The 16,619-nt window shown below is 47.2% G+C and carries 13 protein-coding genes; 8 read left to right on the forward strand and 5 right to left on the reverse strand.

What is annotated here, in order from left to right; translation table 11 throughout:
- Positions 1 to 114: 114 nt before the first annotated feature.
- Together pntB and pntA are read right to left on the reverse strand one after the other, a co-directional pair.
- A complete protein-coding gene (gene pntB, locus EDC16_RS01555) occupies positions 115 to 1,488 on the reverse strand; it encodes a Re/Si-specific NAD(P)(+) transhydrogenase subunit beta (protein WP_132964696.1) in 1,374 nt (457 codons plus the stop codon).
- Between the two features lie 10 nt (positions 1,489 to 1,498).
- Positions 1,499 to 3,031 (reverse strand): Re/Si-specific NAD(P)(+) transhydrogenase subunit alpha, encoded by a 1,533-nt coding sequence (pntA, locus tag EDC16_RS01560; protein WP_132964698.1) that lies wholly within the window; start codon positions 3,029 to 3,031, stop codon positions 1,499 to 1,501.
- A 546-nt stretch (positions 3,032 to 3,577) separates the two neighbouring features.
- On the opposite strand from pntA, the gene sfsA reads away from it, so the two are divergent.
- The 4 genes from sfsA (at position 3,578) to EDC16_RS01580 (ending at position 7,065) form a co-directional block, all read left to right on the forward strand.
- Complete coding sequence (gene sfsA / locus EDC16_RS01565; protein ID WP_132964700.1) at positions 3,578 to 4,309, forward strand: DNA/RNA nuclease SfsA; 732 nt, start codon at positions 3,578 to 3,580, stop codon at positions 4,307 to 4,309.
- Positions 4,310 to 5,120: 811 nt separating this feature from the next.
- The gene (tyrS, locus tag EDC16_RS01570; RefSeq protein ID WP_132964702.1) at positions 5,121 to 6,308 is read left to right on the forward strand and encodes a tyrosine--tRNA ligase; all 1,188 of its coding nucleotides are present in this window, start codon (positions 5,121 to 5,123) and stop codon (positions 6,306 to 6,308) included.
- Positions 6,309 to 6,471: 163 nt separating this feature from the next.
- A complete protein-coding gene (locus EDC16_RS01575; protein ID WP_132964704.1) occupies positions 6,472 to 6,675 on the forward strand; it encodes a glycine zipper 2TM domain-containing protein in 204 nt (67 codons plus the stop codon).
- Positions 6,676 to 6,762: 87 nt separating this feature from the next.
- Positions 6,763 to 7,065 (forward strand): hypothetical protein, encoded by a 303-nt coding sequence (locus EDC16_RS01580; RefSeq protein ID WP_132964706.1) that lies wholly within the window; start codon positions 6,763 to 6,765, stop codon positions 7,063 to 7,065.
- Positions 7,066 to 7,132: 67 nt separating this feature from the next.
- Here the strand turns inward: EDC16_RS01580 and EDC16_RS01585 are convergent, their stop codons facing one another.
- On the reverse strand, positions 7,133 to 7,351 hold the full coding sequence (locus tag EDC16_RS01585) for a hypothetical protein (RefSeq protein WP_132964709.1): 219 nt from the start codon (positions 7,349 to 7,351) through the stop codon (positions 7,133 to 7,135).
- A 148-nt stretch (positions 7,352 to 7,499) separates the two neighbouring features.
- On the opposite strand from EDC16_RS01585, the gene glnE reads away from it, so the two are divergent.
- The 3 genes from glnE to EDC16_RS01600 all read left to right on the forward strand — a co-directional run bounded on the left by glnE (position 7,500) and on the right by EDC16_RS01600 (position 12,541).
- Positions 7,500 to 10,397 (forward strand): bifunctional [glutamate--ammonia ligase]-adenylyl-L-tyrosine phosphorylase/[glutamate--ammonia-ligase] adenylyltransferase, encoded by a 2,898-nt coding sequence (gene glnE / locus EDC16_RS01590; protein WP_132964711.1) that lies wholly within the window; start codon positions 7,500 to 7,502, stop codon positions 10,395 to 10,397.
- A gap of 115 nt (positions 10,398 to 10,512) precedes the next feature.
- Positions 10,513 to 11,880, forward strand: coding sequence for an amino-acid N-acetyltransferase (gene argA / locus EDC16_RS01595; RefSeq protein ID WP_132964797.1), 1,368 nt, complete (start codon positions 10,513 to 10,515; stop codon positions 11,878 to 11,880).
- Positions 11,846 to 12,541 carry a hypothetical protein gene (locus EDC16_RS01600; RefSeq protein WP_198362759.1) on the forward strand — a complete coding sequence of 232 codons (696 nt, stop codon included), beginning with the start codon at positions 11,846 to 11,848 and terminating at the stop codon, positions 12,539 to 12,541. The genes argA and EDC16_RS01600 overlap by 35 nt, the downstream gene beginning before the upstream one ends.
- On the opposite strand, the gene bacA is transcribed toward EDC16_RS01600, so the two are convergent.
- Both bacA and epmA read right to left on the reverse strand, forming a co-directional pair.
- Positions 12,538 to 13,341, reverse strand: coding sequence for an undecaprenyl-diphosphate phosphatase (bacA, locus tag EDC16_RS01605; RefSeq protein WP_132964713.1), 804 nt, complete (start codon positions 13,339 to 13,341; stop codon positions 12,538 to 12,540). The two genes, EDC16_RS01600 and bacA, sit on opposite strands and share 4 nt — an antisense overlap.
- 53 nt (positions 13,342 to 13,394) lie before the next feature.
- Positions 13,395 to 14,366 (reverse strand): elongation factor P--(R)-beta-lysine ligase, encoded by a 972-nt coding sequence (gene epmA, locus EDC16_RS01610; protein WP_132964715.1) that lies wholly within the window; start codon positions 14,364 to 14,366, stop codon positions 13,395 to 13,397.
- A gap of 462 nt (positions 14,367 to 14,828) precedes the next feature.
- Here epmA and frdA point away from each other — a divergent pair, with 462 nt between their 5' ends.
- Positions 14,829 to 16,616, forward strand: a complete 1,788-nt coding sequence (gene frdA / locus EDC16_RS01615; protein WP_132964717.1) for a fumarate reductase (quinol) flavoprotein subunit — start codon at positions 14,829 to 14,831, stop codon at positions 16,614 to 16,616.
- The last annotated feature ends 3 nt before the right edge of the window (positions 16,617 to 16,619 follow it).

Here is a 16,619-nt window from a genome sequence, read left to right on the forward strand (position 1 = left end):
TTTGAAAACTCAGGATAGCACTAATAAAAGTTTTTTTAAAGCACTACAAACCGCACTTTTGGCATAAAAAAACCTGCTGTCAGCAACAGCAGGTTTGAGCTTTAATCGGATAACTTACAGTGCTTTCAAAATATCGTCCACACGCTCTTTGGCATCGCCGAACAACATTTGGGTGTTGTCTTTGAAGAACAATGGATTTTGCACCCCGGCATAACCCACCGCCATAGAACGTTTGAACACGATCACGTTTTGCGCTTTCCAGACTTCCAACACCGGCATGCCGGCAATCGGGCTGTTCGGATCGTCTAACGCCGCCGGATTAACGGTGTCGTTGGCACCGATCACCAACACCACATCGGTGTCAGGGAAATCTTCGTTGATTTCATCCATCTCCAGCACCACATCATAAGGCACTTTGGCTTCTGCCAACAGCACGTTCATGTGTCCCGGCAAGCGACCTGCAACCGGGTGGATGCCAAAGCGGACATTGATGCCTTTGTCACGCAATTTCTGGGTGATTTCCGCCACCGGATATTGCGCTTGCGCCACTGCCATGCCGTATCCCGGGGTGATGATCACCGAGCTGGCATTTTTCAACAACTCCGCCACTTCTTCGGCACTGGTTTCACGGTGTTCGCCTTGCTCTTCATCCGAGCTGGCCTGCACATCGTTACCAAAGCCGCCGGCGATAACGCTGATGAAAGAGCGGTTCATGGCTTTACACATAATGTAAGACAAAATCGCACCGGAAGAACCTACCAATGCACCGGTCACGATCAGTAAATCGTTGTTTAGCATAAAACCGGCCGCTGCTGCTGCCCAACCGGAATAGGAGTTCAACATGGAGACCACCACCGGCATATCTGCGCCGCCGATAGAAGCCACCAAATGCCAACCGAATGCCAAGGCAATAATCGTCATCAGAATCAACGGGAATAAGCTGGCATCGCCGACAAATGTGAACATCAACAACACAGAAACAACTACCGCAGCCAAATTCAATTTATGGCGGTGTGGCAAGCTCAACGCTTTGGAATTGATGATACCACGCAATTTACCGAACGCCACAATCGATCCGGTGAAAGTGACCGCGCCGATAAAGATGCCTAAAAAGACTTCGACATCGTGGATATTCTGCATCACAGAATCCATCACGCCATGTGGGGCAAAGTAGCTGTTAAAGCCGACCAATACCGCCGCCAAACCGACGAAGCTGTGCAAAATCGCGACCAATTCCGGCATTTCGGTCATTTCGACTTTCAGCGCACGTTGAATCCCGAGCACTGCGCCGATGACCATCGCAATCACGATCCACCAATGACCTTGTGTTTCCGGCCCGAAAATCGTTGCCACCAACGCAATCGCCATCCCGACGATGCCATACCAACAACCCGCTTTGGCGGTTTCATGTTTAGAAAGACCGGCCAAGCTCATAATAAATAGTAGTGCTGCTACAATATAAGCGGCTTGTACAAAACCTGCAGACATGTTTTTCTCCTTAACCTTTTCTAAACATTGCCAACATGCGTTGTGTCACTTTGAAGCCACCAAAAATATTGATGCTGGCGACTAACACCGCAATAAATGACAGGAATGTCACGACCCCGTTGCCGTGTCCGATTTGCAATAATGCACCGACAATGATAATGCCTGAAATCGCATTCGTTACCGCCATCAATGGCGTATGCAACGCATGGCTGACGTTCCAAACCACATAATAACCGACCACGCAAGCCAGTACGAAAACGGTAAAGTGCGATAAAAATGCCGCAGGTGCAACCGAAGCCAACCACAAGAAGGCGGCGGCAACCGCTGCCATAATGCCGTATTTCACGGCCGGATTAACCGGCTTCTCTTCTTTTTTCGCAATCGGCGCCGCTGCTGCTTTTTGCTGTGGCTGTGCCGATACTTGAATCGGTGGCGCCGGCCAGGTCACTTCGCCGTCACGCACGATGGTCACGCCGCGTAAAATCACATCGTCAAAATCGATATTAATATTGCCATCTTTCTCTTTACACAACAATTTCAATAAGTTGACTAGGTTTGTACCGTAAAGTTGTGAAGATTGGGTTGGTAAACGGCTTGGCAAATCGGTGTAACCGATGATTTTCACTTGATTTTCGGTAGTGACCACTTCACCGGCTTTGGTCAACTCACAGTTGCCGCCGGTTGCCGCCGCCAAATCGACGATCACACTGCCCGGTTTCATTGACTCAACCATCTCTTTGGTGATCAAGCGTGGTGCCGGTTTGCCCGGAATCAGTGCGGTGGTGATGATAATATCCACTTCTTTCGCTTGCTCAGCATACAATGCTAACGCACGACGGTTAAATTCATCGGACATCACTTTGGCATAGCCGTCGCCGCTGCCGCCTTCCTCTTTGAAATCGATCTCGAGGAACGAGGCGCCCATGCTTTGTACTTGTTCTTTCACTTCCGGACGAGAGTCAAACGCACGCACAATAGCGCCCAAGCTGTTTGCCGCTCCAATCGCTGCCAAGCCTGCAACCCCGGCACCGATAATCAACACTTTTGCCGGTGGCACTTTGCCTGCTGCGGTGATTTGCCCGGTGAAGAAACTGCCGAATTCATGCGCTGCTTCCACCACCGCACGATAACCGGCAATATTGGCCATCGAACTTAACGCATCTAATGCTTGTGCCCGTGAGATACGCGGTACGGATTCCATCCCAAGCACATTGATTTTTTTAGCAGATAATTTTTCGACTAAGTCAGGATTCTGTGCTGGCCAGATAAAACTAACCAAGGTTGCGCCTTCTTTAATAGCGGCAATTTCCGCATCGGTTGGGGCGTTTACTTTAAAAATGATGTCAGAATTCCAAACATCGTTCGCCGTCCCGACCGTCGCACCGGCTTCGGCGAAAGCCTGATCTTCAAAGCTGGCTTTAAAACCGGCATTATGTTCTACAACCACTTCAAACCCAAGCTTCAAAATCTGCTCGACGGTTTTCGGTGTTGCCGCCACCCGACTCTCATTGTCGAGCAGTTCTCTAGGTACACCAATTCGCATAATCGTTAACTTCCTTAATTGACTGGTTAAAAAAGTTTGGGCATGCAACTGCCCAATCCAAAAAGCATAGACTGACTCCAATCCTTGCTACTATTTTACTGCGACCGCACTTGGCAGCAGCAAAAATTAAATCCGGTTAACTTTATCACTTCTTACGGAAAATGGGGGAAAATTTTTAAAAAAATCTGTGCACTCAAGACAGAATATGTTAGGGTCTGTTGATCTTTGTTTATAATTTGAGCCATAGACTATTTTTCGCCACTCTTTTTGCAAATAAATAAGGCAAAAGTTGTGAAGTTTAGTCATTCTAAACTAACGACTTTTAACGCCGCTGTAGTACGAAAAGTAATGGCGAAAAAGCGTCATAGTCCTACGGATTGTGTTTAAAATAAGCACACTCGTCGTTGTAACCCTCATCAATAGTCCCACTATTGATTTCGGCTTACGCCTAGATTGTGCTCATTTTAAACGACAACTCAAAATATAAACAAAGATCAACAGACCCTATTAAAAACGCTCTATTCATTTACCGAGAATAAAAACATCATGCAACTACCACGATTACAGTCTGCGGCGTTACTTCGTCGTTATAAACGTTTTCTCGCCGATATTGAATTGCCAAGCGGTGAAGTTATCACCATTCACTGCGCCAACACCGGTGCGATGACCGGTTGCGGCGAGGAGGGCGACACGGTGTGGTATTCCACGTCTGATAATCTGAAACGCAAATATCGTCATTCGTGGGAACTGACTGAAAAAGCCAACGGTGAGCTGGTGTGTGTCAATACGGCACGAGCGAATCAATTAGTGCACGAGGCACTGCAACAAGGCAAAATCGCAGAATTAGCGCAATATAAAACGATTAAACCGGAAGTGAAATACGGCACAGAAAATAGCCGGATTGATTTTTTGTTGCAAGCAAACGAGCCGCAAACCGCACTTGCCGATTGTTATGTTGAAGTCAAATCCACCACCTTATTAACTGAAAGTGCGGTCGGCATGTTCCCTGACGCCAAAACTGAGCGTGGACAAAAACACCTGCGCGAATTGATACAAATGCGGCAGCAAGGACAAAGTGCGGTGATCTTTTTTGCGGCGCTGCACAGCGGAATTCAGCGTTTTCAAGTTGCCGAACAGATTGATCCGCATTATGCGGCATTACTGAAACAAGCACATCAAGCCGGCGTGCAACTGCTCTGTTATAACTGCGATTACCGCATTGAAAATGCTATCCCGACCGCACTTTGGTTGAATCATGCGATTCCGATTCAACTATAAAGAATTGTAAAGCCGCTTTTAAATATAAATGATAAGAATTATCATTAGCACCACTAGATAAGAATATAAATAAATCTAGATAATCACTCCAACATTTCACGCCTCTCCCCACAAGAGGCTTTTTTTTGCCTGAAATTCAACCGGCTAGTCTATAAAGCTCCAACATTTCACGCCACTATGCCAATTTTCCCACAACAGGCTTTTTTGCCTGAAATTCAACCGGCTAGTCTATAAAGCTCCAACATTTCACGCCACTATGCCAATTTTCCCACAACAGGCTTTTTTTTGCCTGAAATTCAACTGGCTAGTCTATAAAGCTCCAACATTTCATGCCACTATGCCAATTTTCCCACAACAGGCTTTTTTGCCTGAAATTTAGCAGATCAGCCGACAATATTTTATAACACATAAAAAACAAAAACCGCTGATAATTCAGCGGTTTTATGATACGATTTCTCTCGGTTGGTCGGGTATGTTATAGCTTTCCCGACTGGTACTCGGGTTAGCTATAGCCTCCCTTAATCATGCCGATCTAAGGAGGTGAAAAGATTGCGATGGTTTAAATATCTATTGATAATCATCATAATTGTGTTGCTAACTGCTGATACCCCTATCACACGATAGCAACCCAACCAAGGAACGAGCTGTAACAGGTTCGTTCCTTTCTTGCATTATAAACCCACAAACACAAAATTCAAGTGCTATAACTTCCCAACTTCTAAGCAGATTATCAGGCTTAGCCCTTTCTATTTGATTTTTTATGCTTATAATAATTCGTTTATGATGAATCAAATCTAACGTTGAGAGAACTATGACTGAGTTGAACACCGTACTTGCCGAGTTGAAACGCGGCGTTGAGGAAGTGCTTTCCGAAAGCGATCTTATTGAAAAATTGAAAGAAAACCGTCCATTGCGCATCAAGCTGGGCGCTGATCCGACTGCACCGGATATTCATTTGGGGCACACGGTGGTGTTGAATAAACTACGCCAATTCCAACAATTAGGGCATGAAGTCTATTTCTTGATTGGTGATTTCACCGGCATGGTCGGCGATCCGTCCGGCAAAAACACCACCCGTCCACCATTAACGCGCGAAGATGTGTTAGCCAATGCGGAAACTTATAAACAACAAATTTTCAAAATTCTCGATCCGCAAAAAACTAAAATTGTATTTAATTCCGAATGGTTAGGACAATTAGGTACCGAAGGTATGATCCGCCTTGCCTCGAATTACACGGTTGCACGGATGTTGGAACGGGACGATTTCAAAAAACGCTTCACCAATAATCAACCAATTGCGATCCACGAATTTATCTATCCGTTGCTGCAAGGGCACGACTCGGTTGCATTACAAGCGGACGTAGAGTTGGGCGGAACCGACCAAAAATTCAACCTGCTCGTCGGACGTGAGCTACAAAAATCTGCCGGACAAAAACCGCAAGTGGCGATCACCCTGCCGTTGCTCGAAGGCTTGGACGGTGAGAAGAAAATGTCAAAATCGCTGGGCAACTATATCGGCATCAGCGAAGCGCCGGACGAGATGTTCGGCAAAGTGATGTCGATTTCCGATGATCTAATGTGGCGTTGGTATGATCTGCTCTCTTTCCGCCCGTTAAGCGAAATTGCCGAATTAAAAACCGAAGTACAAAATGGCAAGAATCCGCGTGATGTCAAAATCCTGTTGGCAAAAGAGATTATCGCCCGTTTCCACAGCCAAGCCGATGCCGACGCTGCCGAACAAACCTTTATCAACCGTTTCCAAAAAGGTGCGATGCCGGACGAGATGCCGGAATTTGAATTTCAGGGCGAAATTGGCTTGGCGAATCTGTTAAAAGAAGCCGGGTTGGTCGCATCCACCTCCGAAGCCAACCGCATGGTGCAGCAAGGCGGGGTAAAAATCGACGGCGAAAAAGTTGACGATGCCAAAATGTTGATTCAAGCCTCAAGTGCGGTTTACCAAGTCGGCAAACGCAAATTTGCCCGAGTAACGGTAAAATAAGCACAATTTAAAAATCAATAAATGGCAAGGTAAACACAGCCTTGCCATCTTCATTTGAAGCTATCCTTTTCTCATTTCCCCACATAGTTTTACACTAAAAAATACAAAATCACTGATTTTTTGTTATGCTGATCACGCTTTATTTAAGAAATTAGGAGTTATTATGAAGAAAATTGCCTTTAAATCGACTGTTTTAGCTTTAGCATTGTTATTTGCCGCCGGTTGTTCCAATATGACCACTCGACAAAAAAACACTGCAATTGGTGCAGCAGTTGGCGGCGTCGCCGGCAATGTTATCGGCAACAGCACCGGCGCAACCCTTGGTGGTGCAGCGCTGGGTGGCGTTATCGGCAGCCAAATCAACTAAGCCTGATTCAAGCGGGAATTTTCCCGCTTTATCTTTGCTGTTTTTCCCGTATGCGACTAATTTCTCTTTCATCAAGGACAATCTGCTATGAAAAAACCACAAAAATTTCAGAAAATGGTCAAAGTTGATGCCTATCTGATCCCCGAAAGCGAAGCCGAGCAATACATTGCCGACCGCACGTTAACCGCACAACGTTTAGAAAAAGCGATGCTCACCTTCTGTGAACGCATCGAATACGGCGGCAAAGGCTCAGAAGACGGCGAATTTATCACCGGCATTGATAAAAACGGCGAATACATCGTGCTTATGCACCTCAGCCCGGAAGAAGTGGAAATGGTCATGGGCTGCGCAACCGAAGAAGAACTCGTGGCATTGTTGAAAGCGCAGTAGCGGAAAAAGGTTGGAGATTTAGATTTATTGAGCATTTAAATTACCTAATTTATACAATTTTGGTAATTTAAATGCCCAATTTTATAGTATTCAATGATATATGGCTGATTTTTATCCAACAGTTTTGATAAAGTGCCCCCAACCGCACTTTGCGTTGCAACACTAGGCTTTCACCACCGGATAATACGGATCGCCACACCTGTTCAAGCGCCGTTTTTGTGCGTGTGGTTGCTGATGTTGGCGCTTCTCCTCTTGCCTGCTCTCTGTTTCGATATTGACTTTGCATAACTCCCCTGCTCACTCATGTTTTTGCTATAGTATGCAATAACTAAAAGACAGCGGATGTCGAACAAAATCGCGAAAACAAATTTCCTGTTTTTGCTTGCGATATGCTAAATTGACCGCACTTTCACTGCTTTTTTAAGGATTCTGCCATGTGGTCCGAACTTTGTTATCCTGTGGAAAAATTTCAATCTTTGTTGCAAGCTGCCGAATTATCAACGCTTGCCGATGCTGAGTTTTTATCTCAGCTGAATACCGCACTTGCAATGTCCGATTTTGTTGTCGAGGTGCTGCACAAGCAACCGCAATTATTGGCACAATGGGCGCAACAGCCGCCGTCGTTGCAGACTTGCACAGATTACCCTGCCCGCTTGCAAGCCGAATTAGCCGACATAACAACAGAAGAACAGCTTTATACCTTGCTGCGCCAATTTCGCAATCGGGAGATGGCGGCGTTGAGTTTTTGTCAGAGTTTAAATCTGATGTCGGTGGAACAAACCTTTACCGCACTTTCACAATTGGCGGAGAGTCTGATTGTGGCGACGCGCGATTGGCTCTATCCGAAAATCTGTCAAGAGTTGGGCACGCCAGTCAACAAGTGCGGTCAGCCGCAGCCATTATTGATTCTCGGTATGGGCAAATTAGGCGGCTTCGAACTGAATTTCTCCTCCGATATTGATCTGATTTTCACCTATCCGGAAAAGGGCGAAACCGTCGGCGCACGGCGTAGCGTAGACAATTCACAGTTTTTTATCCGCTTGGCGCAACGGATTATCAAAGCCTTGGATCAACACACCATCGACGGCTTTGTCTATCGTACCGATATGCGCCTGCGCCCGTTCGGCGATGCCGGGGCGCTGGCGTTGAGTTTTGCCGCAATGGAAGATTACTATCAGGAACAGGGGCGTGATTGGGAGCGTTATGCGATGATCAAAGCCCGTTTGATGGGCGAAGACGAGGCCAATCCATATCAGCAACAACTGAAAAAAATGCTGAAGCCGTTTGTGTATCGGCGTTATATTGACTTCAGCGTGATCCAGTCGCTGCGTGATATGAAAGCGATGATTGAACGCGAAATCCGCCGTCGTGGCTTGGTGGATAATATCAAACTGGGTGCCGGCGGCATTCGCGAAGTGGAATTTATCGTGCAGGTGTTTCAACTGATTCGCGGCGGGCGTGAACCTGAGCTGCAACACCGCAGTCTGCTGACCGTGCTACCGCACTTGGTGCAGCTGAATCTGATTCCGGCGGAAGAAGCACAAGCACTACAACAGGCTTATCTATTTTTACGCCGAGTAGAAAACGTGCTGCAAGCGATTGATGATAAACAGACGCAACTGCTGCCGCAAAACCAGAGCGACCAAGTGCGGTTGGTACATGCCTGCCGCCGTTTCCGCTGTTTAAGCCAAAACGGACAATGGATTGAAGTTGAAAATCCGATTGACGATTGGCAGACATTTTATGCTTATCTGCAGCAACAGCAGCAAAATGTCCGCAATGTGTTTCAGCATTTGATTGGCGACGACAACGAAAATCAGTCAAACCAAGAGCATGATTCAATTTGGCGTGATTTTCTGAACAGCTATCAAGATGACGAGCTCAGCAGCCTGTTACAGCAATATTCATTTGCAGAAACGGTACACAACGAATTGCTAGCGGTTTTAAGCCATTTCCGCAGCGAGATTCAGCGCCGCCAAATCGGACAGCGTGGACGTGAAGTGCTGAACAAACTGATGCCGTGCGTATTGGATAAACTGTTTGCCCGAGCGGATATCAGCAATGTGCTGCCTAAAATTTTGAATATCATCAGCAAAGTCGTCACTCGCACCACCTATCTGGAGTTGCTGCAAGAACACCCGGCGGCGCTGGATATGCTGATTCGGCTCAGTGCCGCTTCACCGATGATTGCCGAACAGATCGCTAATTTTCCGATTCTACTCGACGAACTGTTGGATCATAAAACCCTGTTCAATCCGCCACCGTTCACCGAATATCATAATACGTTGAAAGAGTATCTGATGCGCATTCCGCAAGATGATGAAGAACAACAGATTGATGCCCTGCGCCAATTTAAACAGGCAACCCTGCTGCGCACCGCCGCCGCTGATATTTTAGAGGTGCTGCCGGTGATGAAAGTCAGCGATCACCTCACCTATTTAGCCGAAGCGATGATTAGCGCCGTGGTCAATCTGGCATGGCGACAAACCAGTGAACGTTTCGGCACGCCGGATCATTTGCAGCCGGAGCAGAAAAATTTTTTGGTGATTGCTTACGGCAAACTGGGCGGCATTGAACTGGGTTACAATTCCGATTTAGATCTGGTGTTTTTATACGACGCACCGGCAAACGGTCAAACCATCGGCGGCAAACGCAGCATCGACAGCAGCCAGTTTTACCTGCGGCTGGCACAAAAGATCATCAGTATTTTCAGCATTAATACCCGTGCCGGTATTTTGTATGAGGTGGATATGCGCTTGCGCCCATCCGGTGCGGCCGGCCTGCTGGTCAGTAGCCTGACGGCGTTTGAAACCTATCAACAGCAAGACGCTTGGACTTGGGAAAAACAGGCACTGGTTCGCACACGTGCCATCTATGGTGAAACCGCACTTCGCCAACGCTTCGAGCAGATTCGAGCTGATATTTTGGCCACTCCGCGTGATGTGGCGCAATTGCGGCAAGAGGTCAGCCAAATGCGGCTAAAAATGTATGAACATCTTGCCGAAACCCAAAGCGGCCTGTTCAATATTAAAACTGATCCGGGCGGCATCACCGATATTGAGTTTATCGCCCAATACTTAGTGCTTGCCAACACCCCTAATCATCCCGAACTGAGCCGCTGGTCGGACAACGTGCGGATTTTTGACAGCATGGCGCAAGTCGGGGTACTGAGTGCGGAACAAACCAAGAAATTAAAACGCAGTTATGTCGATTTACGCAATAAAATTCACCATTTGAACCTGATTGGTAAAAAATCGATTGTCAGTGCCGAGCAATTTAGTGTAGAAAGGGCGTTTGTCAGAGAAATCTGGCAAATGCTGTTTGCCGACTAAGGCATAAAGTGCGCTCAGCAACGAACGGATTTACTTATTTTGCTTGCTTAATTTGATTAAAAATGCAAAATAATAACATATTTATTCAATAATCAGCTTAGATAGGACGATTATGATACGCGATACCGAATTAGTCGAATGGTTCCGAGAATCCACGCCTTACGTCAGCCTGCACCGTGATAAAACCTTTGTCATTATGCTGGACGGCGATACGATTGCCTCCAGAAACTTTATTAATATTATCAATGATATCAGCTTGTTACATAGTCTTGGCATCAAGTTGGTGGTGGTTTTCGGTGTGCGTCATCAAATCAACGAAACCCTGCAAGCCCATGATATTGCGCCTGTCTATCATAAAAATATTCGAGTAACTGATGCCGACACATTGGAATTGGTGAAGCAAGTAGTCGGTAAATTGCAATTTGACATCAGTGCCCGCCTGTCGGTGCGCAGCTTTAATGCCGGCAACCACAGTAATAACAGTATTAATGTGGTCAGCGGCAATTTTGTCATTGCTCAACCGATCGGAGTTGATGACGGCGTGGACTATATGTTGAGTGGCAAAATCCGCCGAATTGATATCAAAGCCATCAAGCAGCAGCTCGACAACGATGCGATTGTCTTGTTAGGGCCAATCGGCGCCTCGGTCACCGGTGAAAACTTCAATATGCCGTTTGAAGACATTGCCACCCAAGTTGCGATTAAGCTGAATGCCGAAAAACTGATCGGTTTTTGTGCCGACGACGGTATCCGTGATGAAGCCGGCGAGATCATTGCCGACCTGTTCCCGCAACGTGCAGCCGTGCATCTGCATCAACTGATCGAAAGTGGGCAATATCACAGCTCGCAAGCCCGCTTCCTGCAAGCGGCAATTGATGTCAGCCGTGCCGGCATCAAACGTTCGCACTTGCTCAGCTACGAAGAAGACGGCACGCTATTGCAAGAACTGTTCTCACGCGACGGGATCGGTACTCAGGTGTCGATGGAAAGCTCGGAAACCATTCGCATTGCCACCATTCAAGATATCGCAGCACTACTGGCACTGATTCACCCGCTGGAGCAGCAAGGTATTTTGGTCAAGCGTTCACGGGAACAGCTGGAAATGGAGATCGGCAACTACACTATTATTGAACGTGACGGAGTGATAATCGCTTGTGCCGCCTTGAATGTTTACGCCGAAGAGAGCATGGCGGAAATGGCGTGTGTAGCAGTGCATCCAGATTATCGCAACTCTTCTCGCGGCGATATTCTGCTGGAAGAGCTGCAAAAACGGGCACGAAAACTCAAAATCAAACAGCTGTTTGTGCTGACCACTCGCACGGTACATTGGTTCCAAGAACGCGGCTTTAAAATTGCCAATGTCGAGGATTTGCCGAAAGACAAGCGTGAACACTACAACTATCAGCGCAAATCTAAAATATTAATCCAAAACTTATTTGACGGCGAACATGGACATCGCAGCGAACGCACCGAACGAGGCTGAGTTGTTCCTGCACACTCACCCCTATCCGCCCTTTATTCCACCCAATGCCGACAAACTGATTGTCGGCACTTTACCCCCGCCACGTTTTTCGCAAGGTTGGCTGAAAGCCGATGATGTGGATTTTTGCTACGGCAGTCGCGACGGGCAGCTCTGGCTGATTTTGGGCAAAATTTTTGGCGTTGATTTTCAGTTTGAAAACAGTCAAAGTGCGGTGCAACAGCGACAACATTTTCTATATGAACACAATATCGGGATTTGCGATATTGTGCAGCAGTGCCAACGAGCCAAAATCGACGCCTCCGATATTGGCATGCAGCAGATTGTGCTGCGTCCGCTACTGCACTATTTAAGCGAAAATCCGAAGATCAACACGCTGCTATTCACCGGTGGTAACAGCAAAAACGGTCCCGAATACCTGTTTCGTCGACACCTAAAAACAGCGGGTTTAAGCCTAACATTAGTCAACAACACTATTCCGCGAATTCACCAATTTAGCTGGCAAAACCGCACTTTCACCACCGTATCGCTCACCGCCCCTTCCGGCGCCGCCAATCGTGCGGTCGGCAGCATGGCGGAATATAAACAGCTGAAAGCACAACACCCCGAATTCAATACGATTGATTTCAGGGTGTTGCAATATCAGCGTTTTTTTAAAAACTAATACAAAAACACAAAATACAATACAATTGCCACCACAAAGCGGTAAATGGCGAACGGCACGAATGAAATCCGTTTAATCAGATTCAGTAACCATTTGATCGCCATCATCGCGACCACAAACGCAGTGACGAAGCCGACGGCAAACATCGGTAAGTCGTCAAGCGTCAGGAAATGCCAGCTTTTATACAGATCCAGTGCGGTGGCACCCATCATCATCGGGGCGGCCAAAATAAAGGAATATTCTGCGGCAGCATGGCGACCGACCCCCATCAACAATCCGCCGGAAATGGTTGCGCCAGAACGGGAAAAGCCCGGTGACAGTGCCAAACATTGGAATAAGCCGATGGCAAATGCTTGTTTATAACTGATTTGATCCAGCGTGTTGGCGCTGACCGGCGGACGAAACTTTTCCGCCAACAGCAACAAAACCCCACCAACGACCAAGGCATAAATCACATTCTGAATGCTGAACCAGGATTTGATGGTGCTGTGAAACAGCAAACCGATCACTACTGCCGGAATCATGCCTAAAATAATGTGCAATAGCGTCAAGTGCGGTTGGTGCTGATCCGGTTTTTCACCAAAATGAATGCCGATCAAGCCGAACATTTTGCGCCAAAACACCACCACCACGGCTAAAATCGAGCCTAGCTGGATCATCACCTCGAAGGTTGCCGCTTTTTCACCGGTGAAGCCTAAAAACTCACCGGCGATAATCAAATGCCCGGTGGAGGAAACCGGCAAAAACTCGGTCAACCCCTCGACAATCCCCATTATCACCGCAATAAATATCTCTGACATTTTCTCTCCTATTTTCTGTCACCTAATCTTTGTTACTACTCTGTCCACTAGGACTATGCATTATCAATACTAAAACTGATCACATCGGCAATATTTTGTTGCCCCAAGGCAATCATCAACAACCGATCGACCCCCAGCGCTACGCCAGCACATTGCGGCATGCCTTGCTGCAAAGCGGCAATAAAACGCGGGTCAATTTCACGTGGTGGCAAGCCGCTTGCTGTGCGCTGCTTATTGTCTCGTTCGAAACGGTGCAATTGTTCGTCAGCATCGGTCAGCTCATTAAACCCGTTCGCTAGCTCCAAGCCCTTGTAATAAAACTCAAATCGTTCCGCCACACGGTGATCTTCCGAGCTGATTTGCGCCAGTGCCGCTTGCGAGGTCGGAAAATAATAGACCGCTGCCGGACGCTCCTGCCCGATATTCGGCTCGACAATTTGGCTGAACAAAAATTGCAGCAGCATATCGCGCGACTGCTTGGCGGCATCGACCAAGCCATGCTCCGCCGCTTTTTTTGCCAGCTCGGTTTTTTCTGCCGACAGCGAATCCAAACCGACATATTCCTGAAAAATAAACTGGTAACTAAACGATTCTGCCGGTTCGCAGTCCAGAATCTGTTGCAGCAAATCATCGACTTCATTAATCAGGCGATACATATCAAAGTGCGGTCGATACCACTCCAACATCGTAAATTCAGGATTGTGATGGCGCCCGGCTTCTTCATTGCGGAACACTTTGCAAATCTGAAAAATCGGCCCACTGCCGGCGGCTAGCAGACGTTTCATGTGATATTCAGGACTGGTACCCAAAAATAAGGTTTTCGGCGTGGCTTGAAACGGTGCAATAAACTGCGTTTCAAATACGGCAAGATGCACATCGGTGACCGCATATTCGCTTAAAATCGGGGTATCGACTTCCAATAAACCGCGATCAATAAAGAAACTGCGCAATTCGGCAACAATTTTGGCACGAGCGATAATATTTTTTATCGCCGCACTCGGCTGCCACTGTTGTTGTAAAATCATTGCTTATGATCCCAAAAAATAAATCAAGGCATCGGCAAAGCGTTAAACGTACGGTTTAGATTGCAATAGTAGGGGCGGATTGTATCCGCCCATTTGCGAAGTGCGGTATAAGCATTTAACCAATAAAGAATAAATACAAAGTGCGGTTCGGGCTACCATTGCCAATAATCTGCTTGCCAATAAACATTAAGTGCGCATTTTATCGGTTATCCCGTAAAGTCACAATCGAATCTTACACAAAGGAATACGAATACTTGACCATAAAAGTAAGTTATTAAATCTACTAACTTTTTTGAGGTAGATCACGAAACGCCCCCTTTTTCAGGGCATTTATCAAAAAACAATTAAACTGTTGGAGAAAAGATGGCAAAATGACTTTGATCAAAAAATCATACTTACTGTTTATATTACTTTTTGACTCTAAATCATTACTTTTACTTACATCTATCCTGGAGGAATATCGTGCAAACTATCAATGTCGATATTGCAATTGTCGGTGCCGGTGGCGGCGGTTTACGGGCTGCGATTGCAGCTGCGGAAGCTAACCCGAATCTCAAGATTGCCTTAATATCAAAAGTGTATCCGATGCGTAGTCATACTGTGGCAGCCGAAGGCGGTGCCGCAGCCGTCATCAAATCCGAAGATAGTTATGACAAGCATTTCCATGATACGGTAGCCGGCGGTGACTGGCTGTGCGAACAAGATGTAGTTGAACATTTTGTTGAGCACTCACCGATTGAAATGACCCAGTTAGAGCGTTGGGGCTGCCCGTGGAGTCGCCGTGACGATGGTGAAGTCAATGTACGCCGATTCGGCGGTATGAAAATCGAGCGCACTTGGTTTGCTGCCGATAAAACCGGCTTCCACCTGCTGCACACGCTGTTCCAAACCTCGATTCAATTCCCGCAAATTATCCGCTACGATGAGCACTTTGTGCTGGATATTCTGACCGACGACGGTCATGCCCGTGGCGTAGTGGCGATGAACATGATGGAAGGCACCTTGGTACAAATCAATGCCAATGCGGTGGTGATCGCTACCGGCGGTGGCTGTCGCGCATTCCGTTTCAACACCAACGGTGGCATCGTCACCGGTGACGGTTTATCCATGGCTTACCGTCACGGCGTGCCGTTGCGTGATATGGAATTTGTGCAATACCACCCGACCGGGTTGCCGAATACCGGGATTTTGATGACCGAAGGTTGCCGTGGTGAAGGCGGTATCTTGGTCAATAAAGACGGCTATCGTTACCTGCAAGATTATGGTTTGGGACCGGAAACACCAATCGGCAAACCGGAAAACAAATATATGGAATTGGGCCCACGTGACAAAGTGTCGCAAGCATTCTGGCAAGAATGGCGTTTGGGTCGCACCCTGAAAACGGCGAAAGGTGTGGATGTGGTGCATCTGGATCTGCGTCATTTGGGTGAAAAATACCTGCATGAGCGTCTGCCGTTTATCTGTGAACTGGCGAAAGCCTACGAAGGCGTTGATCCGGCAAAAGCCCCGATTCCGGTGCGTCCGGTGGTGCACTACACCATGGGCGGTATCGAAGTCGATCAACAAGCAGAAACTCGCATCAAAGGTTTATTTGCTGTAGGTGAATGTGCCTCCTCCGGCTTGCACGGCGCGAACCGTTTAGGTTCGAACTCCTTGGCGGAATTGGTGGTTATCGGTAAAGTGGCCGGTGAATACGCCGCACAAAGAGCGGTTGAAAGCCAAAATATCAATACGGCAGCTGTCGATGCACAAGCCAAAGATGTGGTCGGACGTTTACAAGCCCTGCTGGATCAAGACGGCAATGAAAGCTGGTCGAAAATCCGTGATGAGATGGGCGACTCGATGGAAGAGGGTTGCGGTATCTATCGTACTGAAGAATCCATGCAAAAAACCGTGGATAAAATTGCTGAGTTGAAAGAACGCTTCAAAAAAGTGCGGGTGTCAGACCGTTCCAGCGTGTTCAATACCGATATTCTCTACACCATTGAATTAGGTACGATTCTCGATGTGGCACAATCGATCTCTTCTTCTGCGGTTGCACGGAAAGAATCTCGTGGCGCACACCAACGTTTGGACTACGTTGAACGTGACGATACCAACTACTTGAAACATACTCTCGCCTATTACAATGCAGACGGCGCACCACGAATTGAATACAGTGATGTGAAGATTACCAAATCGCAACCTGCTAAACGTGTATATGGTGCGGAAGCAGAAGCCGCAGAAGCAGCAAAGGCAAACAAGGAGTAAGCA

This window comes from Testudinibacter aquarius (assembly GCF_004342725.1).
GTDB classification, from domain to species: domain Bacteria; phylum Pseudomonadota; class Gammaproteobacteria; order Enterobacterales; family Pasteurellaceae; genus Chelonobacter; species Chelonobacter aquarius.

Excerpts from the sequence above, each read along its gene's own strand:
- sfsA (WP_132964700.1), top strand. The coding sequence starts at position 3,578 with ATGCAACTACCACGATTACAGTCTGCGGCGTTACTTCGTCGTTATAAA.
- EDC16_RS01585 (WP_132964709.1), bottom strand. The coding sequence starts at position 7,351 with ATGCAAAGTCAATATCGAAACAGAGAGCAGGCAAGAGGAGAAGCGCCA.
- EDC16_RS01575 (WP_132964704.1), top strand. The coding sequence starts at position 6,472 with ATGAAGAAAATTGCCTTTAAATCGACTGTTTTAGCTTTAGCATTGTTA.
- EDC16_RS01600 (WP_198362759.1), top strand. The coding sequence starts at position 11,846 with ATGGACATCGCAGCGAACGCACCGAACGAGGCTGAGTTGTTCCTGCAC.
- bacA (WP_132964713.1), bottom strand. The coding sequence starts at position 13,341 with ATGTCAGAGATATTTATTGCGGTGATAATGGGGATTGTCGAGGGGTTG.
- pntB (WP_132964696.1), bottom strand. The coding sequence starts at position 1,488 with ATGTCTGCAGGTTTTGTACAAGCCGCTTATATTGTAGCAGCACTACTA.
- epmA (WP_132964715.1), bottom strand. The coding sequence starts at position 14,366 with ATGATTTTACAACAACAGTGGCAGCCGAGTGCGGCGATAAAAAATATT.
- pntA (WP_132964698.1), bottom strand. The coding sequence starts at position 3,031 with ATGCGAATTGGTGTACCTAGAGAACTGCTCGACAATGAGAGTCGGGTG.
- glnE (WP_132964711.1), top strand. The coding sequence starts at position 7,500 with ATGTGGTCCGAACTTTGTTATCCTGTGGAAAAATTTCAATCTTTGTTG.
- tyrS (WP_132964702.1), top strand. The coding sequence starts at position 5,121 with ATGACTGAGTTGAACACCGTACTTGCCGAGTTGAAACGCGGCGTTGAG.
- EDC16_RS01580 (WP_132964706.1), top strand. The coding sequence starts at position 6,763 with ATGAAAAAACCACAAAAATTTCAGAAAATGGTCAAAGTTGATGCCTAT.